17 protein-coding genes are annotated in these 21,095 nt (G+C 57.2%); 8 read left to right on the top strand and 9 right to left on the bottom strand.

What is annotated here, in order from left to right; all coding sequences use genetic code 11:
- The first annotated feature begins 31 nt into the window (after nt 1-31).
- Nucleotides 32-1,279 (top strand): polysaccharide deacetylase family protein, encoded by a 1,248-nt coding sequence (locus ACJBF3_RS15985; protein WP_045327770.1) that lies wholly within the window; start codon nt 32-34, stop codon nt 1,277-1,279.
- Nucleotides 1,280-1,282: 3 nt separating this feature from the next.
- Here the strand turns inward: ACJBF3_RS15985 and panD are convergent, their stop codons facing one another.
- From panD to thpR, 9 genes are all read right to left on the bottom strand, one after another.
- Entirely contained in the window at nt 1,283-1,663 is a 381-nt protein-coding gene (gene panD / locus ACJBF3_RS15980; RefSeq protein ID WP_003856284.1) for an aspartate 1-decarboxylase, read from the bottom strand.
- A 33-nt stretch (nt 1,664-1,696) separates the two neighbouring features.
- A complete protein-coding gene (gene panC / locus ACJBF3_RS15975) occupies nt 1,697-2,548 on the bottom strand; it encodes a pantoate--beta-alanine ligase (RefSeq protein ID WP_045327771.1) in 852 nt (283 codons plus the stop codon).
- Nucleotides 2,549-2,559: 11 nt separating this feature from the next.
- A complete protein-coding gene (gene panB, locus ACJBF3_RS15970; protein WP_045327772.1) occupies nt 2,560-3,351 on the bottom strand; it encodes a 3-methyl-2-oxobutanoate hydroxymethyltransferase in 792 nt (263 codons plus the stop codon).
- 102 nt (nt 3,352-3,453) lie between these two features.
- The gene (gene folK / locus ACJBF3_RS15965) at nt 3,454-3,954 is read right to left on the bottom strand and encodes a 2-amino-4-hydroxy-6-hydroxymethyldihydropteridine diphosphokinase (protein WP_045327777.1); all 501 of its coding nucleotides are present in this window, start codon (nt 3,952-3,954) and stop codon (nt 3,454-3,456) included.
- Nucleotides 3,951-5,348, bottom strand: a complete 1,398-nt coding sequence (pcnB, locus tag ACJBF3_RS15960) for a polynucleotide adenylyltransferase PcnB (protein WP_072254544.1) — start codon at nt 5,346-5,348, stop codon at nt 3,951-3,953. The genes folK and pcnB overlap by 4 nt, the downstream gene beginning before the upstream one ends.
- Before the next feature lie 42 nt (nt 5,349-5,390).
- The gene (gene gluQRS, locus ACJBF3_RS15955; protein ID WP_045327780.1) at nt 5,391-6,281 is read right to left on the bottom strand and encodes a tRNA glutamyl-Q(34) synthetase GluQRS; all 891 of its coding nucleotides are present in this window, start codon (nt 6,279-6,281) and stop codon (nt 5,391-5,393) included.
- Between the two features lie 58 nt (nt 6,282-6,339).
- On the bottom strand, nt 6,340-6,795 hold the full coding sequence (gene dksA / locus ACJBF3_RS15950; protein ID WP_001155232.1) for an RNA polymerase-binding protein DksA: 456 nt from the start codon (nt 6,793-6,795) through the stop codon (nt 6,340-6,342).
- A 176-nt stretch (nt 6,796-6,971) separates the two neighbouring features.
- On the bottom strand, nt 6,972-7,676 hold the full coding sequence (gene sfsA, locus ACJBF3_RS15945) for a DNA/RNA nuclease SfsA (protein WP_045327782.1): 705 nt from the start codon (nt 7,674-7,676) through the stop codon (nt 6,972-6,974).
- Nucleotides 7,666-8,220 carry an RNA 2',3'-cyclic phosphodiesterase gene (thpR, locus tag ACJBF3_RS15940; RefSeq protein WP_045327784.1) on the bottom strand — a complete coding sequence of 185 codons (555 nt, stop codon included), beginning with the start codon at nt 8,218-8,220 and terminating at the stop codon, nt 7,666-7,668. Before thpR ends, sfsA begins: the two co-directional genes overlap by 11 nt.
- 73 nt (nt 8,221-8,293) lie before the next feature.
- Between thpR and hrpB the strand changes: the two genes are divergently transcribed.
- The 7 genes from hrpB (at nt 8,294) to fhuA (ending at nt 21,074) form a co-directional block, all read left to right on the top strand.
- On the top strand, nt 8,294-10,723 hold the full coding sequence (gene hrpB, locus ACJBF3_RS15935) for an ATP-dependent helicase HrpB (protein ID WP_045327785.1): 2,430 nt from the start codon (nt 8,294-8,296) through the stop codon (nt 10,721-10,723).
- Nucleotides 10,724-10,913: 190 nt separating this feature from the next.
- Entirely contained in the window at nt 10,914-13,433 is a 2,520-nt protein-coding gene (mrcB, locus tag ACJBF3_RS15930) for a bifunctional glycosyl transferase/transpeptidase (protein ID WP_045327787.1), read from the top strand.
- Nucleotides 13,434-13,741: 308 nt separating this feature from the next.
- Entirely contained in the window at nt 13,742-14,350 is a 609-nt protein-coding gene (locus ACJBF3_RS15925; RefSeq protein WP_048994501.1) for a fimbrial protein, read from the top strand.
- Nucleotides 14,351-14,392: 42 nt separating this feature from the next.
- Nucleotides 14,393-15,106, top strand: coding sequence for a molecular chaperone (locus tag ACJBF3_RS15920; protein ID WP_072049975.1), 714 nt, complete (start codon nt 14,393-14,395; stop codon nt 15,104-15,106).
- A gap of 20 nt (nt 15,107-15,126) precedes the next feature.
- On the top strand, nt 15,127-17,604 hold the full coding sequence (locus tag ACJBF3_RS15915) for a fimbria/pilus outer membrane usher protein (RefSeq protein WP_052951230.1): 2,478 nt from the start codon (nt 15,127-15,129) through the stop codon (nt 17,602-17,604).
- An 11-nt stretch (nt 17,605-17,615) separates the two neighbouring features.
- On the top strand, nt 17,616-18,614 hold the full coding sequence (locus tag ACJBF3_RS15910) for a fimbrial protein (protein WP_080351093.1): 999 nt from the start codon (nt 17,616-17,618) through the stop codon (nt 18,612-18,614).
- 204 nt (nt 18,615-18,818) lie between these two features.
- On the top strand, nt 18,819-21,074 hold the full coding sequence (gene fhuA / locus ACJBF3_RS15905) for a ferrichrome porin FhuA (protein ID WP_045327790.1): 2,256 nt from the start codon (nt 18,819-18,821) through the stop codon (nt 21,072-21,074).
- Nucleotides 21,075-21,095 lie beyond the last annotated feature (21 nt).

Here is a 21,095-nt window from a genome sequence, read left to right as displayed (position 1 = left end):
CATAAGTATTTCCGCTTCGAATAAGAACCTCATGTTCACGCGTATTGTTTTCCTGTTTTTGATGTTCGTGTCCGGCACGTCTTTTGCCAGTTTATTAAGTCAGCAAAGATTGCCTGCTCAATATATGCAAACCACCGAAGATGCGGCGATTTGGGCCCAGGTCGGCAATAGCGTTATTAACGTCGGCAACGTGCGGGCAGGGCAGATCCTCGCCGTGGTGCCTGCGGCGGCGGACTATTATGAATTTCGCTTCGGCTTCGGCACGGGCTTTATCGACAAAGGCCACCTGGAGCCGGTGCAGGGCAAACAGCGCGTTGAGGATGGCCTGGGGGATTTGAATAAACCGCTGAGCAATCAAAACCTGATAACGTGGAAAGACACGCCCGTTTATAACGCCCCGAACAACGGCAGTGCCCCCTTTGGTACCCTAAGCGCCAATCTTCGCTATCCGATCCTGAACAAACTCAAAGACCGTTTGAATCAGACCTGGTTCCAGATCCGCATCGGCAACCGCCTGGCCTGGATCAGCAGCCTGGACGCGCAGGAAGACAACGGCATTCCGGTGATTACCTATCACCATATCCTGCGTGACGAAGAGAACACCCGTTTTCGCCATACCTCCACGACGACCAGCGTGCGTGCGTTCAGCAACCAGATGACCTGGCTGCGCGACCAGGGCTACACCACACTGACGATGTACCAGCTGGAAGGGTACGTACGCAACAAGATGAACCTGCCGGCGAAATCGGTGGTGATTACCTTCGACGATGGCCTGAAGTCCGTTAACCGCTACGCTTATCCGATCCTCAAAGCGTATGGCTTTAAGGCCACGGCGTTTATTATCTCGTCGCGCATCAAGCGCCACCCGCAAAAGTGGGCGCCAAAATTCCTGCAGTTTATGAGCGTGTCGGAGCTGGAGCAGATGCATGACGTGTTCGACTATCAGTCCCACACGCACTTCCTGCATCGCGTTGACGACAACCATCAGCCCATTTTACTGAGCCGCAGCTATCACAATATTCTGTTTGATTTTAAGCGCTCACGACGGGATCTGGCGCAGTTTAACCCGCACGTGCTTTACCTCTCTTATCCGTTCGGCGGTTACGACGATAAGGCGATCAAAGCCGCGAATGACGCCGGGTTCCATCTGGCGGTGACGACGGTACGAGGGAAGGTTAAGCCGGGGGATAATCCGTTCTTATTGAAGCGTCTGTATATTCTTAGAACGGATTCGCTGGAGACGATGTCGCGGCTGATCAGCAATCAGCCGCAGGGGTAGCGCTTAGGCGACCTGAACCGGAATCGCCTTCGCGGTGCGCTTCATCTCATTGTCGCCTTCAAAGTAGGCGACCTTCGGCTGCCAGCGACGCGCCTCTTCGTCAGACATCATCACGAAGCTGGCGATGATCACGATATCGCCCACGTCCGCGCAGTGCGCTGCCGCGCCGTTGACGGAGATGATTTTGGACCCGCGCTCGGCGGCAATGGCATAGGTGGAGAAACGTTTGCCGTTGTTGACGTTCCAGATATCAATGGCTTCGTTTTCAAGAATACCCGCCGCGTCGAGGAAATCCTGGTCGATGGCGCAGGAGCCTTCATAGTGCAGGTCGGCCTGGGTGACTTTCACACGGTGAAGCTTACCTTGCAGCATTTTGCGAATCATTACGTTTACCTTTTATCTTCCGGCCAGGAGAACCTACGCCAGTTCAACCACTTTATTGTCGATTAGGCGGGCCTGACCAAGCCATGCCGCCACCAGAATGACCGCACGTTTGCTGGTCTGCGTAAGCTCCAGAAGCGTGTCGGCGTCGCGAATTTGAATATCATCAGCGCGGAAGCCTTTATCATTCAGCGCCTGTTCAGCGAGGGCGATAATCTCTTCTGCCGCCAGCTCTTTTGCCAGAAGCTGCTCCGCCATGGTGTTCATGACCTTGCTTAAGCCCGGGGCGATTTTACGCTGGTCGGCGGTCAGGTAGCCATTTCGCGAGCTGAGCGCCAGACCGTCTTTGGCGCGCACAATCGGTACGCCCACAATCTCGATATCGTAACCCATATCCGCAACCATTTTGCGGATCAGCGCCAGCTGCTGGAAATCTTTCTCACCAAAACAGGCCACGTCCGGCTGTACCAGGTTGAACAGCTTGCTGACGATGGTCGACACGCCGCGAAAATGGCCCGGACGGCTGGCGCCTTCGAGCATGGTGGAAATGCCCGGTACGTCAACGTAAGTGGCCTCATCGGTACCCTGAGGGTACACGTCCGACGGCGCCGGAGAGAAGACAATATCCGCATGGCGTTTTTTGAGCTTCTCGCAGTCTTCCTGCAGGGTGCGCGGGTAGCGTGCCAGATCGTCGGCGCGGTCAAACTGCATGGGGTTAACGAAGATACTGACCACCACGATATCTGCACGGGCTCTGGCTTCGTCGACCAGCTTCATGTGGCCGTCATGCAGGTTGCCCATAGTCGGGACCAGTGCGATACGTTTACCTTCCTGACGCGCGCGGCGGATGTGCTGGCGAAGCAGCGGCAGGGTTTCAATGATTAGCACAACGAGACTCCTTAATGGAAACTGTGTTCTTCACCCGGGTAAACACCGGATTCAACGTCGGCAATATACTGCCTGACCGCGGCGCGCATGTCGCCCGCTTCGCTGAGGAAATTTTTGGCAAACTTCGGAATATGCCCGCCGGTGATGCCAAAGGCGTCGTGCATCACCAGAATCTGACCGTCGGTCACGTTGCCCGCGCCAATACCAATCACCGGAATGGACAGCGCGTCGGTGATACGCTTCGCCAGCTCAACCGGCACGCACTCCAGCACCAGCAGCTGGGCACCCGCGGCTTCCAGCGCCAGGGCATCATCAAACAGCGTCTGAGCGGCGTCACCGCGGCCCTGCACTTTATATCCGCCAAAGATGTTGACGGACTGCGGCGTCAGGCCCAAATGGCCACACACCGGCACGGCGCGTTCGGTGAGCATTTTCACCGTCTCCACCAGCCAGGCGCCACCTTCAATTTTGACCATATTGGCACCGGCACGCATCACCGTCGCCGCGTTTTCGAACGCCTGCTCCGGCGTGGCGTAGGCCATAAACGGCAGATCGGAGAGCAGCAGGCAGGCCGGGGCACCCCGACGCACGGCGCGGGTATGGTAAGCGATATCCTCAACCGTGACCGGCAGGGTGGAATCATGTCCTTGTACCGTCATCCCTAACGAATCTCCCACCAGCATGACGTTGATACCCTCTTCGGCAAACAGTTTGGCGAAGCTGTAGTCATACGCGGTGATGGTGGCGAAGCGTTTTTTTTCCTGTTTGCATTTCTGCAGTAAGGAGATGGTGGTTGGTTTCATACTGTTTCCTGAGAGCCCAAAAGCGAATCTTTGCGCATTCTAACAGTAACATTCGAGGGAACAATGATTTTAGGTAATCGATTAGCCACAATTATTCTGAGGCTAATCGGCAGGGGAGCCCGATCGCCAGCGGGCGGGTCTTTCCGCATTGAGGCTGTCCAGAATGGACCGAAGCGGGACGCCATCCGGGAAGGTCAGGTCGGGGGCGACTTCAAAGAGCGGCCAGAGCATAAACCCGCGATTTTTCATGTCGTAATGCGGAACGGTAAGACGCTCAGTGTTGATGGTCTCGTGACCAAACAGCATGATGTCGAGGTCCAGCGTGCGCGGTCCCCAGCGCTCGGCTTTGCGCACGCGGCCCTGCTGCAGTTCGATGCGCTGGGTGTGGTCCAGCAGCGTTTCGGCACCGAGGGCCGTTTCCAGCACCACGGCGGCATTGAGATAATCGGGCTGATCCTGCGGGCCCAGCGGCGGCGTGCGATAGAACGAGGAGACTGCCACGATCTGGCTCTGTGGGATCTCGCCCAGCGCCTGTACGGCAGCATTAACCTGCTCCAGCGGGGAGGCTAAATTACTGCCGATGGCGATATACGCGAGGGTCATGCTGTCCCTTCACGACGCGGCGCGCGTTTGCGCGGACGACGATGGCGGCGACGCGGTTCCGGCTCTTCATCCAGCCCGGTAAGCATATCTTTTTGCTCCGGCGGGGCGGAGACCTGGAATTCGGCCCACCACTGCGCCAGGCGCTGCAGCTCCTGATTGCGTTCGATTTCAGCACGCAGCGAGAGCAGATCGAACGCGGCGCGGAACTTAGGATGCTCCATCAGCTTCCAGGCGCGTTTACCCTGACGACGGGACATGCGCAGCTGAAGCTGCCAGATATCGCGCACCAGGGTGGTAATACGTTTCGGAATAGCGAGCGTGCGGCACCCTTCGTCCAGCACGTCGTTGGCGGCCAGGGCGAAGGCATCGTAATAGGCGAGCCCGCTCTCCTGGGTAATGCGCTGTGCCGTTTCCAGCAGCGGATACCAGAACATCGCCGCAAACAGGAACGCCGGGTTCACGCGCATGTCGTTGCGAATGCGGGTGTCGGTGTTTTTCAGCACCTGCGCAATCATCCGCTCCATTGGGCTGTCACCGTTTTCGGTGAAGTAGCGGGTAATGGTCGGGAACAGCGGCTGGAACAGGTTGTATTCGCGCAGCAGGTTATAGGTTTCAAAGCCGTGACCGGCCTGCAGCAGCTTCAGCGCCTCTTCAAACAGGCGGGCAGGCGGCACGTCGTTGATCAGCGTCGCCAGACGCGGAATAGGCTCTGCCGTTTCCGGGCTGATGCGCATATTGAGCTTGGCGGCGAAACGCACGGCGCGCAGCATGCGCACGGGATCTTCACGGTAGCGCGTTTCCGGCGTGCCGATCAGGCGAATCAGACCCTCTTTCAGGTCCTGCATGCCGCCAACGTAGTCGCGCACGGTGAAATCCGCCACGCTGTAATACAGGCTGTTGATGGTGAAGTCGCGACGCTGGGCATCTTCTTCAATAGAGCCGAAGATATTGTCGCGCAGCAGCATACCGTTCTGGCCGCGCTGCGACGTGGTGCGATCGGACGCGCCCGCTTCGTGGTGGCCGCGGAAGGTCGCCACTTCGATAATTTCCGGCCCAAACATGACGTGAGCCAGACGGAAGCGACGGCCAACGAGACGGCAGTTGCGGAATAATTTGCGCACCTGCTCAGGCGTGGCGCTGGTCGTCACGTCGAAATCTTTGGGTTTTTTGCCCAGCAGTAAATCACGCACTCCACCGCCCACGAGATAGGCCTCGTAGCCCGCTTTATTCAGACGATAGAGCACCTTGAGGGCATTTTCACTGATATCTTTGCGGGAAATAGTGTGCTGCTCACGCGGAATAACCGACATGTGTGGCTGTGCAATAGCATCGTTCGCCATGCTCTCTTCGCGGCTTAGCACTTTACGGCAAAAATTAGCGACTCGGGTAAAAATGGTACACCTCGTAGTGTGTTTTGTTATGAAAAAAGCGGCTAATCATAGCTCAGCGCAACGCATTTGAGAATGCTGGATTTTTGGCACCGCCGCGAGCGTCCAGTTGGCAACGGCCATTTTCAGCAGTTCGTCAATACGCAGATCCTGCCATTCGTTGATTACATTCTGGTTGAGAAATCGCAGCGCGTCGATCAAAACAGGACGCGGATCGCCGTCCGGCAGGGCCGGGGCGTGATTCTGCTTTGACAATTTCAGGCCCTGCGCGTTGACCGCCAGCGGCAGATGAATGTAGTCCGGCGCCGTCCAGCCAAACTGGTGATACAGCGAGATTTGCCGCACGGTCGGCTCGACCAGATCCGCCCCGCGCACGATTTCCGTCACGCCCTGAAAATGATCGTCCACCACCACGGCCAGGTTATAGGCGAACAGGCCATCGCGACGGTGGATGATAAAATCCTCCCGCGCGAGACGTTCATCGGCATGAATCTCGCCGGAGAGTAAATCGTTAAAGCGCGTCACCGGAGAGCGCTGCTTAATGCGCACGGCGGCATTTTCCGAAGGGTGATTAAGCGTGCGGCAGTGGCCGTCATAGACGCCCCCCACGCTCTGGATACGCGCGCGGGTGCAGGTGCAGTTATAGGAAAGCCCCCGATCGCGAAGCCAGGCCAGACGTTCCCGATAGGCCTCGTGACGTTTTGACTGCCACAGAACCTCGTCATCCCAGTGAAGACCGTAATGTTCCAGCTGACGCAGAATCGTCTCTGCTGCACCGGGAACTTCACGCGGTGGGTCAATATCTTCAATGCGGACGAGCCATTTTCCCCGACGGGCGTGAGCCTGCAGGTAGCTGCCGAGCGCGGCAATTAATGAGCCGAAGTGTAATTCACCGGAAGGAGATGGCGCGAAGCGCCCAATATAGTGTGATTCAGACATATCAACAGTAACAAGGCGGGAGAGACTCCCGCCTTTGAGTGGGTAAACAGCGCTGGTATTAACCGGCCATCTGTTTTTCGCGGATTTCGGCCAGCGTTTTACAGTCGATGCACAGATCGGCGGTTGGACGCGCTTCCAGGCGACGAATGCCAATTTCAACACCGCAGGATTCGCAGTAGCCAAAATCTTCGTCTTCGACTTTTTTCAGCGTTTTCTCGATCTTTTTGATCAGTTTGCGCTCGCGGTCACGGTTACGCAGTTCGAGGCTGAACTCTTCTTCCTGAGCGGCACGGTCTACCGGATCCGGGAAGTTAGCAGCTTCATCCTGCATATGAGTAACGGTGCGATCGACTTCATCCCTGAGTTGATTACGCCATGCTTCAAGAATACGCTTGAAGTGCGACAGCTGGGCTTCGTTCATATACTCTTCGCCCGGCTTCTCTTGATACGGCTCCACCCCAGCGATGGCGAGAATACTCAGGGACGATGTTTTACGGTTTTGCCCTTCTTGCATGTTGCTTCTCCTTAACACGCACTATCGATCCCCGTGTTGGGGGAAAAATCAGGTCGCTATAAATAGCAGATGCTTTTCCGGATGGCAATTATCTAAACGTAACACTTGACAAGCCTGTGAGGAAAAGCGTATTTGCGCACGCGGCCAGAACACTTAATCGTCAATCGTCTAATCCCTTATAAGACAATGGGAAGAGAGGATCTCAGAGTCATATTATCGGCAGAAAGTTCCGCTTTATAAGCGAAAAGCTCTACCCCCTGCTTTTGTGCCTCATTCAACAATTGCGCGTATTTAGGATCAATATGGCGGGCAGGGGAGAAACGTTCAATGGCTGAATGCAATACCGCAAACAGCAATACGGCGCGTTTGCCCGCCGCCGCAACACTCATTAGCTCTCGCAGGTGCTTCTGACCACGTAGCGTCACCGCATCCGGGAAGTAGCCGTTTTCCTGTTCTGCTAACGTCACTGATTTCACTTCAATATAGCACTCCGGCCTGTCTTCCGCCTGTAACATGAAGTCAATTCTGCTGCCTTCATCGCCATATTTCACTTCACTTTTATGCGTGCCATATCCCACCAGTTCAGGAATTGTGCCATGGGTCAGCGCTTCCTTAACCAGCTGATTTGCGCGCAGGGTGTTAACGCAAATAAATGCCCCGTTTTGGGTTTCAGTCATTTCCCAGGTATGGGCATATTTGCGTTTAGTATTTTCTGATGTGGAATACCAGACCGTGTCACCCGGGGTGGCGCAACCGGTCATGGCTCCGGTATTGGGGCAGTGCAGAGTGAGCGTCTCCCCTTCGGGTGTCACCACGTCGGCGAGGAAGCGTTTGTAGCGTTGGACCAGCGTAGCGTGCTGCAGGGGAGGACTAAACTTCATCAGAATTCCTTTCGGTGTCGCCCAGCGTCCAGCGCTGTAGCGGCGTGTAGCGTGTGCGTCCTTGAGTAAAGACGGATTCGTAAAGCGCGAATTCATTGACCGGGAAGGCCCAGTGAAAGCCCGGGGCCGGGAGGGCAACGGCCTGACCGGCATCGCGCAGCAGCGTGATATGCGGATGAAACGGCTGCGGGGTCTGATAGCAGCCGCTGCGCGCCGCCTGCGCTCGCAGCATATTTGCCAGCTGTAACAAACCGCGCGGCGGCTGGCGCGTGCCCAGCCAGACCACGCGCGAACGCAGCCACTGGCCCGCGTCGTCGAGGCGTAGCGTAAACGGCGGCTGAGAAATCCGCCCGGCCATGGCGGCTAGCGCCCGCTGTTTTTCGGCGCTGACGTCGCCCAAAAAGGCCAGCGTCAGGTGCAGGTTGGCCGCCGCTACGGGGCGGCCTGCCTCCGGTGGGAAGCGATCGGCGCGCCAGCGAACAATCTGACGCTGTATCGTGGTGGGCAATTCAATGGCAAAAAACAGCCGTTTCGACTCGGGCATACGGAGGACTCGGTAATGATATGCGCCGATGCTACAATGTACGCCGACTAATGTTAACCCTCTGGAGCTGTTAGTGTCCTCATTGCCGGTCGCCGTTATTCTTCCCGAGCTTCTCGCTGCCTTACGCCATGCCCCGCAGGTTCTGCTGAATGCCCCGACGGGCGCGGGTAAGTCCACCTGGCTGCCGCTGCAGATCCTGAAAGACGGAAACATCAGCGGGAAAATTATCCTGCTGGAGCCGCGCCGGCTGGCCGCGCGCAACGTGGCGCAGCGTCTGGCGGAGCTGCTGAACGAAAAGCCGGGCGAAACGGTAGGTTACAGGATGCGTGCCGAGACCTGCGTGGGGCCGAGCACGCGCCTCGAAGTGGTCACCGAAGGCATTCTTACCCGCATGCTGCAAAACGATCCGGAGCTGACCGGCGTCGGGCTGGTGATCCTGGATGAGTTCCACGAGCGCAGCCTGCAGGCGGATCTGGCCCTCGCGCTGCTGCTGGACGTTCAGCAGGGGCTGCGCGACGATCTCCGGCTGCTTATTATGTCGGCCACGCTGGACAACGCGCGGCTACGGCAGGCGCTACCCGATGCGCCGGTCATCAGTTCTGAAGGGCGGGCCTTTCCGGTTGAGCGCCGCTATCAACCGCTTCCCTCCCACCAGCGCTTTGACGAAGCGGTCGCCATTGCCGCCGCCGAGCTGCTGCGTCAGGAAGCCGGTTCCCTGCTGCTGTTTTTGCCGGGCGTCGGCGAAATCCAGCGCGTGCAGGAGCAGCTTTCTACCCGCGTTGGCGGCGATGTGCTGCTTTGCCCGCTCTACGGCGCACTGTCGCTTCAGGAGCAGCGTAAAGCCATTCTTCCTCCCCCGGCGGGGCAGCGTAAGGTGGTGCTGGCAACCAATATTGCTGAAACCAGCCTGACCATTGAAGGTATTCGCCTGGTGGTGGATAGCGCGCAGGAGCGTGTTGCAAGCTTTGACCCGCGCACCGGGCTGACAAAACTCCTGACGCAGCGCATCAGCCAGGCGTCGATGGTGCAGCGCGCGGGCCGCGCGGGGCGTCTAGAGCCGGGTATCTGCCTGCATTTGACCAGCGCGGAACAGGCGGAGCGCGCTGCGCAGCAAAGCACGCCGGAAATTCTACAAAGCGATTTGTCTGGCCTGGTGATGGATCTGCTGCAGTGGGGCTGCCCGAACCCTGAGCAGCTCACCTGGCTTGATGCTCCGCCTGTTGTGAACCTTGCTGCCGCGCGCACCCTGCTGACCGCGCTTGGCGCGCTGGAAGGCGAGCGTCTGACGGCGCGGGGCCAGAAAATGGCGGCGCTGGGCAACGATCCGCGTCTGGCCGCGATGCTGGTGGCCGCGCAGGGGGATGATGAAATTGCCACGGCGGCCAAACTGGCGGCTATCCTTGAGGAGCCGCCGCGCGGTGGCAGCAGCGATCTGGGGCAGGCGTTTTCACGCAGCCAGGGAAACTGGCAGCAGCGGGCGCAGCAGCTGTGTAAACGCCTCAATAGCCGGGGAGGGTCGCCCGACAGCGAAAAGATCGCCTTTCTGCTGGCCCAGGCCTTCCCGGACAGGATTGCCCGTCGGCGCGGGCTGGACGGTCGCTACCAGCTGGCAAACGGCATGGGGGCGATGCTGGACAGCGATGATGCGCTGACGCGTCACGAATGGCTGATTGCGCCGCTCTTGCTCCAGGGGAGTCACTCCCCGGATGCGCGTATCCTGCAGGCGGTTGCGGTAGAGATAGACGCCCTAGCGCGAGCCTGTCCGCAGCTGCTACAGCAATCGGACATCGTCGAGTGGGACGACGCCCAGGGCACGCTGAAGGCGTTTCGCCGTAGCCAGATTGGTAAGTTGACGCTCGGGACGACGCCGCTGGCGAAGCCGTCGGAAGACGAGCTGCATCAGGCGATGCTCAACGGCATCCGGGAAAAAGGGCTGAGCGTCCTGAACTGGACGCCGGAAGCGGAGCAGTACCGCATTCGTCTGCGCTGCGCCGCGAAGTGGCTACCGGAAAACGATTGGCCCGCGGTGGATGATGAAACGCTGCTGGCTACGCTTGAGCGCTGGCTACTGCCGCAAATGAGCGGCGTGCACTCGCTGCGCGCCCTTAAGGCGCTTGATGTTAAGACTGCGTTACAGAATTTACTGGACTGGTCATTACGTCAACGTCTGGATAGTGAACTGCCAGGGCATTACACTGTGCCGACCGGAAGCCGGATTGCCATCCGTTATCATGAGGATAATCCACCGGCGCTGGCCGTTCGGATGCAGGAGATGTTTGGTGAGGCCACCACGCCGTCGATTGCTGACGGGCGCGTGCCGTTAGTGCTTGAGCTGCTGTCGCCTGCGCATCGCCCGCTGCAGATCACGCGAGATTTGGGGGCGTTCTGGGCGGGAAGCTACCGTGACGTGCAGAAAGAGATGAAGGGGCGATACCCCAAACATGTCTGGCCGGACGATCCGGCGAACACGGCGCCGACGCGGCGAACGAAGAAATATTCGTAAGTTAGGTGAAAAAAGGGGAGTGCGGCCTGTTGCCCTCACCCCGGCCCTCTCCCACGGGGAGAGGGAGAAAACACTAAAGACTTTCCTGTCAGGAAAGTCTTGCTGTTTATTTTGAGAGATTTCTTCTTTCACAGGCCTGTGAAAGAAAAGAGAATCTGGCCTTTGCGCCTGAAAGTTGCGGAGAAAAAGCATGGCGGGGAATGACCGCGAGCCAATTGGACGTAAGGGAAAACCCTCGCGTCCGGCAAAAGAAAAAGTAAGCCGTCGCCGCCTCAGAGATGAGGACTATGACGATGACTATGAAGACGATGAGGATGAAGAACCGATGCCGCGGAAAGGAAAGGGCAAAGGGCGCAAGCCTCGGGGCAAGCGCGGCTGGTTCTGGCTGCTGCTAAAGCTGTTTATTGTTTTTGTTGTGCTGATGGCGATTTACGGCGTGTATCTGGATCAGAAGATCCGCAGCCGTATCGACGGTAAAGTCTGGCAGCTACCTGCGGCCGTGTATGGCCGTATGGTGAACCTTGAGCCAGATATGTCCATCACCAAAAACGAGATGGTGAAACTGCTGGAGGCCACCCAGTATCGTCAGGTGTCAAAAATGACGCGCCCTGGCGAATTTACCGTTCAGGCCAAAAGCATCGAGATGATCCGCCGTCCGTTTGATTTCCCGGACAGCAAAGAAGGCCAGGTGCGCGCGCGTCTGACCTTTGACGGCGATCGTCTGGACACCATCGAGAACATGGATAACAACCGTCAGTTCGGTTTCTTCCGTCTCGATCCGCGTCTGATCACCATGCTCTCGTCAGCAAACGGCGAGCAGCGTCTGTTCGTGGCGCGTAACGGCTTCCCGGATCTGCTGGTGGATACCCTGCTGGCAACCGAGGACCGTCACTTCTACGAGCACGACGGCATCAGCCTTTACTCTATCGGCCGTGCGGTACTGGCGAACCTGACGGCGGGTCGCACCGTGCAGGGGGCAAGTACGCTGACCCAGCAGCTGGTGAAGAACCTGTTCCTCTCCAGCGAACGCTCTTACTGGCGTAAAGCGAACGAAGCCTATATGGCCGTGCTGATGGATGCGCGCTACAGCAAGGATCGTATTCTGGAGCTGTACATGAACGAGGTGTATCTCGGTCAGAGCGGCGATAACGAGATCCGCGGCTTCCCGCTGGCGAGCCTGTACTACTTTGGTCGTCCGGTAGAAGAGCTGAGCCTGGACCAGCAGGCGCTGCTGGTGGGCATGGTGAAAGGGGCGTCCATCTATAACCCGTGGCGTAATCCGAAGCTGGCGCTGGAGCGTCGTAACCTGGTGCTGCGTCTGCTGCAACAACAGCAGGTGATTGACCAGGAGCTGTACGACATGCTGAGCGCGCGTCCGCTTGGCGTTCAGCCGCGCGGTGGCGTTATTTCTCCTCAGCCTGCGTTTATGCAGCTGGTACGTCAGGAGCTGCAAACCAAGCTGGGTGATAAGGTCAAAGATCTCTCCGGCGTGAAGATCTTCACGACCTTTGATTCGGTAGCCCAGGACGCGGCTGAAAAAGCGGCGGTGGAAGGCATTCCGGCGCTGAAGAAGCAGCGCAAGCTCTCCGATCTGGAAACCGCGATGGTGGTGGTTGACCGTAACACCGGTGAAGTGCGCGCGATGGTGGGCGGCGCCGAGCCGCAGTTTGCAGGCTACAACCGCGCCATGCAGGCCCGTCGTTCGATTGGTTCTCTGGCAAAACCGGCGACCTACCTGACGGCCCTGAGTCAGCCAAACCAGTATCGTCTGAATACCTGGATCGCGGATGCGCCGATCTCCCTGCGTCAGCCTAACGGCCAGGTCTGGTCCCCGCAGAACGATGATAAACAGTTCAGCGGCCAGGTCATGCTGGTGGATGCGTTGACCCGCTCCATGAACGTGCCAACGGTGAACCTGGGCATGTCGCTGGGCCTGCCTGCGATTGTCGACACCTGGCAAAAACTGGGCGTGTCGAAAGATCAGCTCCACCCGGTGCCGGCGATGATTCTCGGGGCGCTTAACCTGACGCCAATTGAAGTCGCCCAGGCATTCCAGACCATTGCCAGCGGCGGTAACCGTGCGCCGCTGTCGGCCCTGCGTTCGGTGATTGCCGAAGATGGCTCCGTGCTGTATCAGAGCTTCCCGCAGGCGGAACGTGCCGTTCCGGCTCAGGCCGCTTATATGACGCTGTGGACAATGCAGCAGGTTGTGCAGCGCGGTACCGGGCGTCAGCTGGGGGCGAAGTATCCCGGTCTGCACCTGGCGGGGAAAACCGGGACCACCAACAACAACGTTGATACCTGGTTTGCCGGTATCGATGGCCGCGAAGTGGTGATCACCTGGGTAGGCCGCGATAACAACCAGCCGACCAAGCTTTACGGTGCGAGCGGGGCGATGTCGATTTACCAGCGCTATCTGGCCAATCAGTCCCCGGTGCCGCTGAACCTGGTTGCGCCGGAAGATATCGTCGATATGGGCGTGGACAGTTCCGGTAACTTCGTGTGCGGCGGTGGGATGCGTACCCTGCCGGTCTGGACGGCCAATCCGGACTCGCTGTGTCAGCAAAGCCAGCCTGAACAGCCCACGGGCAACCCGTTCGATCAATCTTCTCAGCCTCAGCAGCCGCAGCAACAGCAGCCGCAGCAGAATGAGAAGAAAGACAGCGATGGCGTCGCCGGCTGGATTAAGGATATGTTTGGCGGAAACTAATTAGTTCGCTGAATAAAAGGCCGCTTTATTATAAAGCGGCCTTTTTTTATTATTCACAGTTTGTAATTTTTTAATAAAAATAAATCCACAATTAAGAATTACTAAGGTCCATTATTTTTTATTTAAAACATACTCTTGTACACGAACGCGTGGCGTTGATTTTTATACGGTCTGGACAGCTGCGAGAATTATCTGATGTAATGTTCTTAAGGAACTCCTGTTTTTCCTCAAACGTTGCTGGCTCAATTGCCCAGCGTGAGTGATATAAAAGATTAAATAACATTCTGACGCACTGCACAGGCGCGGGAATGGATGACTGCATCGGTATATATAAGGATATCATTATGAATAAGTCTGTTATTTCTTCATTTCTGGCTGGAAGCATTATGGCTGCGCTCTCTTTGCCTGCATTTGCCGCGGGTGACTCCGGCACGGTGAATTTTGCCGGAAGAGTGGTGGCGAACACCTGTGAAATTGATGTCGACGGCTCGGGTACGACATCGTCAACCGTGACGTTCGCCGATACGTATCCTTCGGACTTTGGCTCTGACGGCGCGGTAGGCACCACCAAAGCGTTTAAGATCGAAGTGAAAAAATGCGACCCGCTGGTTTCCAAGATAAACCTCAAGTTCAGCGGTACAACGACGGATGCCGCGAAAAAACGGCTCAAGAACGATCTCAGCGGCGCAGGCAATGCCAGCAACGTTGGCATCATCGTCAGCAATGAAAACGGCTCGAAAGGCGATGTGGTGTTTGACGGCTCCGAACCCGCTGCGGGCACCGATGTAGCAAACGATGCGACAGGAGCCTCCGCCTCCGTCTTTAACTATATCGCGAAGGTGATTCAGATTGGCAATACGGCACCAACCGCCGGCCGTTACTCCTCTTCGGCAACTTTCGAGGTTATGTATCGCTAAATAATGACTGGCAGCCTTAACGGCTGCCTTTTGGAACGGTGTATGAAGACGTTATTTAAATTATTATGTGGTTGTTTAGTTATTTCTTGCCTGTCAGCCCAAGCCAGCGTAGTGCTGGGTGGGACGCGTATTATTTATCCTTCAAATAAATCTGAAGTACAAATAGCCCTTAAAAATAAAGATCCGCATACCCGTTATCTGGTGCAAAGCTGGGTCAGCTACGTTAATAATGCAAAAGCGCCCTTTGTCATTACGCCGCCCGTATATAAGCTGCAGGAAAACCGGCAAACGCTGTTACACATTATTTTTACCGGCGATAAAAAAAGCCTGCCGTCAGACCGCGAATCGCTGTTCCTGGCGAACGTGAAATCGGTCTCCGCGCTCTCCCCTGAGCTGAAAGAGAAAAATACCCTGCAGTTCGCGATGAAAACGCGGCTTAAGCTTTTCTGGCGTCCGTCTCAGCTAAACGAGTCCGATGCGCTGGTGGCGGATGAAAAATTAACGTTCCGTCGTCAGGGCGACACGCTTATCGCCAAAAACCCGACGCCGTTTTACATCTCCTTTGGCGAGCTGGCCGTGGGCGGGAAAAGCGTACCGGTGGAAGAGACGGAAGCGACGCCGGGGGCCATCTCGATGATGGTCGCGCCGTTTAGCGAGCAGCATTTTGCGTTGCCAAAAGGGGCGGCGGGTGCGGTGACCTGGACGGCCATCAATGATTTCGGGGCGCAAACCCCTCAGCGCAAGCAGGCCCTTTAACGAGATCGTGTTGGAATGCTATGTCATCGTCCTTTCACCATAAGCAGGTATTGTCCGGGATCGTGCTCGCGCTGTTCGCCGCGATCCCGCCTGCGTGGGCCGATGACGAATTCAACCTGCGGATCCTTGAGCTGGATACCCCGCTGGAAAATACCGCAACGCTCAAAAACTTCATTAACGATAACGGCTTGCTGGCAGGAAGCTATCTCACCACCATCGTGTGGGATCGGGACGTCGTGGATAAACGCGTCGTCAACTATGTACTTTCTGACGATAAGCAGCGGCTTCTGCCGGAGCTGACCAAAGCAGACCTGCGTGAATACGGCGTGAACGTCGACGCCGTTCCGGATCTCAAAGATCTGGACGACGCGGCCTGCATCCGGGATATCTCCCATTTTATTGAACATGCTCGCTACGATTACAGTCAGGATAACCAGACTCTGACGCTGGTCATCCCGCAGGTCTATCGTAGCCGCGCGGCTGCGGGCGCGATTAACCCGAAATTCTGGGATGACGGCGCCCCGGTGGCCTGGACAAGCTATCAGCTCAGCGGCTCTCAGCAGCACTACAGCATGGGCCAAAGCTCATCCACCTGGCTTGGCCTGACGTCGGGTCTTAATTTCGGCGCGTGGCGGCTGCGCAACAACAGTACCTGGAGTGATGCCTCGGGCTGGGACGCCATCGCCACCACCCTGCAGCGCGATATCAAAACGCTGCAAAGCCAGCTTGAGCTGGGCCAGACTTACACCAACGGCGAGCTGTTCGACAGCGTGCAGATGACCGGCATGACGCTGGAGACGGATACGGCTATGCTGCCGGTCAGCCAGCAGGGGTTTGCGCCCGTCGTGCGCGGGATTGCCAACAGCGATGCAAAAGTCACCATTAAGCAGAACGGCTACATGGTTTATCAAACCAACGTCTCGCCGGGGCCGTTTGAGATCCGTGACCTAAGCCAGGTTTCCTCCGGCTCGGATCTGGAGGTGACCGTTGAAGAGGCGGATGGCACAGAGCACAGCTTCATACAGGCGAGCGCGTCGGTACCGGTGCTCCAGCGCGAGGGCGGGTTTAAGTATTCGCTGGCGGCCGGACGCTATCGCGCTAATGAAGGGGAGGAGGAGCCAGCCTTCGTGCAGGGCACGGCCATTTATGGCCTGCCGTACGGGGTAACGGCCTACACCGGAGTGCAGGGGGCGTCGCTGTATCATGCGCTGCTGCTGGGGGTTGGCGCGGATTTGGGCCGTCTGGGGTCTGCCTCGGTAGATCTCACCTCCGCCCGAACCGCCTTTGATGACGGGCGTGACGACGCAAATGGGCTTTCATGGCGTGCACAATATTCAAAAGATATTTCCGATACGGATACTACCGTTACGCTTGCGAGCTACCGCTATTCCACCTCCGGGTTCTATACCTTCCAGGAAGCCATCGATCAGCGCGACAGCGCGATCGATGATGGCATTTATACCTACCGCAGGACCAACAACCGCCGAAGCCGCATGCAGGTAAACCTTTCCCAGCGTCTCTCTGACTGGGGCTCGGCGTATCTTAACGGCTATCAGCAGGATTACTGGGATATGGACGGTCACGAGCGCAGCGTCAGCGCCGGGCTGAGCTCCAGCTGGCGGGATATTACCTGGTCGATAAGCTACAACCTGACCCGCACGCCCGATGCCGATACCGATCGGCAGCTGGCGCTGAACGTCAACATCCCGCTATCGCGCTGGCTTTCTAACGCGTGGGCCAGCTATAGCGTGAACACTGCTGGCGGCGGGTTTGCCTCTCACCAGGTGGGGATCGGCGGATCCGCGCTTGAGGATAACAAGCTGAGCTATAACCTGCAGCAGACCTACGCCAACAAAGATACAGGCTATGGTGCGAGCGTATCAGGACGCTACCGCGGCTCGTCCGGCGAGGTTGGCATGGGGTACAGCTACGGTGGGGATAACCGACAGTGGAACTACAGCGCGCAGGGTTCCATCGTGGCCCACGGTCAGGGCATTACGCTGGGGCAGCCCGTGCGGGACGCCTTCGCGATTGTCCACATCGACGACGGCGAGAACGTCAACGTTCAGAACGGGCGGGGCATTTATACCGATGCCTTTGGCAATGCGATTGTGCCGTCGCTGACGGCATACCGACACAATATCCTTACGGTCAACACGCAGGATCGCAGCGATATTGATATTGACGCGGCAACGCTGGATCTCGTGCCGACAAAAGGGGCGGCGATACTGGCGACCTTCGAGGCCCGCGTTGGGCGTCGCGCGCTGGTCGCCCTGCGTCGTCAGGGTAAACCGGTGCCGTTTGGCGCCATCGTGGCGCTTGATAACACCACCGCGATTGTCGGTGATGAGGGCGAAGTCTACCTCTCCGGACTCAAAGGACACACCTCGTTCAGCGCGCAGTGGGGAGGGGCGCAGAACGAACAGTGCCATGGCACCATCGATTTGCCGGATGGCAATCCCGACGGAATCATTAACATCGCGGCCAATTGCCGCTGAAGCAGGAGTAAATGCGCGTGACTACGCTGGTTAGAAGCTTTATCTCGGTCGTCCTGCTGGCAGCCGCCTCGTTGATACACCCGGCTTTTGCCGACTGTTCCTTCAGCGGCGGGGAGGGCGGTATCGTTACCTTTCAAATTCCTCAGACCATTATTCTCGACCCCGATACGCCTGTCGGCACCATCATTTACGACCATGCCGTCGAAAGCGATGTCATTACGGTGCACTGCGGTGGCGCAGACGAGAAGATCCGACGCGGCTATTTAACCCTGACGGACGCCGACGCGCGCGAGGACGTTATGCCGGGGGTCTATAGAACCAACCTGCCGGGTATTGGCATCCGCGCGGCGGCCTCGACCGAGCGGGTCCCCGTCTACACGGCAGATGATCTTGTGCGCCCCTGGCAATATTACGGCTCCATCCATGGCTACTCTGATAATACGGTCATCTTTCGGGCCGCCGCCCAGCTGGTGGTCATCGGTCCGGTTCAGGAAGGGGATGTGGATACCTCGCGCCTGACCGCGCAGGATACGCTAGGAGGAGCCGTAATTGGCGAGATGCGTTTTTCGCCCACCAGCGTTCATATCGCCACCAACACCTGTAACCTTGCTGACCGTAACATTTATGTTCCCCTCAAAACGGTCAACGCGCAGGATTTTGTTGGAAACTACTCCGACATACTGACTGACAGCAGCTTTAAAATTGCAATAAACGACTGCAGGGCGGGGACGAAGGTGGATTATCAGTTTGTCAGCTCGCGCTCAACGGGGCTCATTAACGACAATATTCTGGACATTGCCTCCGGCGATGCCGCCGCCCAGGGACTAGGCATTCAACTTCTCGACAAAAATAACAATGTGCTGCAGTTCGACCAGACCTATACCGCGTTAACCACCACGCAGGACAAGGCGCCGGTAGAGATCCCCCTGAAGGCTCGCTATATCAAAATGGGGCCGATCAAACCGGGAAAAGTTGAGGCTGTCGCCACGTTCGAGCTGTTTTATCGCTGATGCTTCCGGCCCGCTCCGGCGGGTTTTGGCGATCCTTTCGCTAACATCATTAACCCCCTGTTTTCATCTGGTTAATTCTTAATCCCTTAATTCTGGTAGGGCCGCTTATTGCTTGCTATGCAACCGGCGTTTCGCCTATTATTCTTGCGCTCATAATAATAATTCTCGTTTACGTTATCATTCACTTTTCCATCAGAGATAAACATGGCGCTTTCCAATACAGCTCAGCCAATTAACGCGTCGCTGCGAAAAGTCGCGGTTGTCGTTGCCACAGCGGTTGCCGGCATGTCTGCTTACGCGCAGGCCGCCGACGCCCCGAAAAAAGAAGAAACCATTACGGTAACCGCAGCGCCTGCGGCACAGGAAAGTGCCTGGGGGCCAGCGGCGACTATCGCGGCAAGACAGTCTGCCACCGGCACGAAAACGGATACCCCAATCCAGAAGGTGCCGCAGTCTATTTCAGTGGTCACGGCCGAAGAGATGGCGCTGCATCAGCCCCGCTCGGTGAAAGAGGCCCTGAGCTATACGCCGGGCGTAGCGGTGGGGACGCGCGGTGCGTCAAATACCTATGACTACCTGGTTATTCGCGGCTTTGCGGCCGATGGCCAGAGCCAGAACAACTACCTCGACGGTATGAAGATGCAGGGCAACTTCTACAACGACGCGGTGATTGACCCTTATATGCTGGAGCGCGCCGAGATCATGCGCGGTCCGGTTTCCGTTCTGTACGGCAAAAGCAGCCCTGGCGGTTTGCTGAATATGGTAAGCAAGCGCCCAACCACCGAGCCGCTGAAAGAAGTACAGTTCAAAATGGGTACCGACAGCCTGTTCCAGACCGGCTTTGACTTCAGCGATGCCATCGACGACGATGGCGTCTACTCATACCGCCTGACGGGCGTTGCGCGTTCGAACAACTCGCAGCAGGAAGGGAAAGGCGAACAGCGTTACGCCATCGCGCCTGCGTTCTCCTGGCGTCCGGATGACAAGACCACCTTCACGTTCCTCTCTTACTTCCAGAACGAGCCTGAGACGGGCTACTACGGCTGGTTGCCAAAAGAGGGAACCGTCGATCCGCTGCCAAACGGCGATCGTCTGCCGACGAACTTCAACGAAGGCGCGAAGAACAATACCTATTCCCGTAACCAGAAAATGGTGGGATACAGCTTCGACCACGAGTTCAACGACACCTTTACCGTGCGTCAGAACCTGCGCTATGCGCAGAATAAAACCTCGCAAAACAGCGTCTACGGCTACGGCATGTGTTCCGATCCGCTTTACTCGAGTAATCCGGCCTCCAGCCCTTGCGCGAGCGTTCCTCAGTCGCAGTGGGGACACACGCTGACTCGCCAGTATGTGATCGATAACGAGAAGCTGGAAAACTTCACTGTTGATACGCAGCTGCAGAGCAAGTTCGCGACGGGTTCCGTCGATCATACTCTTCTGACTGGCGTTGATTTTATGCGCATGCGTAATGACATCGACTCTTGGTTTGGCTATGCCGGCTCCGTTGCGCCATCTGATATTTATCACCTCGATCGTGGCGACTTCGATTTCGGTTCTCATCCTGGACCGTCAGGCGCCTATCAGGTGCTGAACAAGCAAAAGCAGACCGGCATTTACGCTCAGGATCAAATTGAGTGGGATAAAGTCCTGGTGACGCTGGGCGGTCGTTATGACTGGGCCAATCAGGAATCGTATAACCGCGTGTTGAATACTACTTCCGAGCGTAATGACACGCAGTTCACCTGGCGTGGTGGCGTTAACTACCTGTTTGATAACGGTGTCACCCCTTACTTTAGCTACAGCGAGTCGTTTGAACCGGCTTCTCAGACCGGAGCGAACGGCAACGTCTTTGCACCGTCTAAAGGTAAGCAGTATGAAGCGGGCGTGAAATACGTGCCGAACGACCGTCCAATTGTCGTCACCGGTGCGGTATACCAGCTCACCAAAACCAACAACCTGATGGCGGACCCTGCGGGATCCTTCTTCTCCGTTGAAGGCGGTGAAATCCGCGCCCGTGGCGTAGAAGTGGAAGCCAAAGCGGCCCTGTCGGCGAGCGTGAACGTTGTCGGTTCCTACACCTATACCGATGCGGAATACACCACCGATACGAACTACAAAGGCAACACGCCTGCCCAGGTGCCTAAACACATGGCATCCGTGTGGGGTGATTACACGATGTTTGATGGCCCACTGTCTGGCCTGACGCTGGGTACCGGCGTTCGCTACACCGGCTCCAGCAAAGGCGATCCGGCGAACACCTTCACGGTAGGCAGCTACACCGTTGTCGATGCGCTGGTCAGATACGATCTGGCGCGCGTGGGCATGGCAGGCTCGAACGTGGCGCTGCACGTGAACAACCTGTTCGATCGCGAGTACGTTGCCAGCTGCTTCAACACCTACGGCTGCTTCTGGGGTGCTGAACGTCAGGTTGTTGCCACCGCGACCTTCCGCTTCTAACCGCTCTTTGGGCACGGTTCG

The sequence above is a fragment of the Enterobacter sp. PP-008-ECC_S150 genome (assembly GCF_045257065.1).
Lineage (GTDB): Bacteria > Pseudomonadota > Gammaproteobacteria > Enterobacterales > Enterobacteriaceae > Enterobacter > Enterobacter chengduensis.
The sequence above is the reverse complement of the archived record's forward strand: the minus strand, read 5'-3'. Positions and strand labels throughout refer to the sequence as shown.

Coding starts and splice junctions, on each gene's coding strand:
- ACJBF3_RS15985 (WP_045327770.1), top strand. CDS start 32: ATGTTCACGCGTATTGTTTTCCTGTTTTTGATGTTCGTGTCCGGCACG.
- panD (WP_003856284.1), bottom strand. CDS start 1,663: ATGATTCGCAAAATGCTGCAAGGTAAGCTTCACCGTGTGAAAGTCACC.
- panB (WP_045327772.1), bottom strand. CDS start 3,351: ATGAAACCAACCACCATCTCCTTACTGCAGAAATGCAAACAGGAAAAA.
- folK (WP_045327777.1), bottom strand. CDS start 3,954: ATGACCCTCGCGTATATCGCCATCGGCAGTAATTTAGCCTCCCCGCTG.
- gluQRS (WP_045327780.1), bottom strand. CDS start 6,281: ATGTCTGAATCACACTATATTGGGCGCTTCGCGCCATCTCCTTCCGGT.
- dksA (WP_001155232.1), bottom strand. CDS start 6,795: ATGCAAGAAGGGCAAAACCGTAAAACATCGTCCCTGAGTATTCTCGCC.
- sfsA (WP_045327782.1), bottom strand. CDS start 7,676: ATGAAGTTTAGTCCTCCCCTGCAGCACGCTACGCTGGTCCAACGCTAC.
- thpR (WP_045327784.1), bottom strand. CDS start 8,220: ATGCCCGAGTCGAAACGGCTGTTTTTTGCCATTGAATTGCCCACCACG.
- mrcB (WP_045327787.1), top strand. CDS start 10,914: ATGGCGGGGAATGACCGCGAGCCAATTGGACGTAAGGGAAAACCCTCG.
- ACJBF3_RS15925 (WP_048994501.1), top strand. CDS start 13,742: ATGGATGACTGCATCGGTATATATAAGGATATCATTATGAATAAGTCT.
- ACJBF3_RS15920 (WP_072049975.1), top strand. CDS start 14,393: ATGAAGACGTTATTTAAATTATTATGTGGTTGTTTAGTTATTTCTTGC.
- ACJBF3_RS15915 (WP_052951230.1), top strand. CDS start 15,127: ATGTCATCGTCCTTTCACCATAAGCAGGTATTGTCCGGGATCGTGCTC.
- ACJBF3_RS15910 (WP_080351093.1), top strand. CDS start 17,616: ATGCGCGTGACTACGCTGGTTAGAAGCTTTATCTCGGTCGTCCTGCTG.
- fhuA (WP_045327790.1), top strand. CDS start 18,819: ATGGCGCTTTCCAATACAGCTCAGCCAATTAACGCGTCGCTGCGAAAA.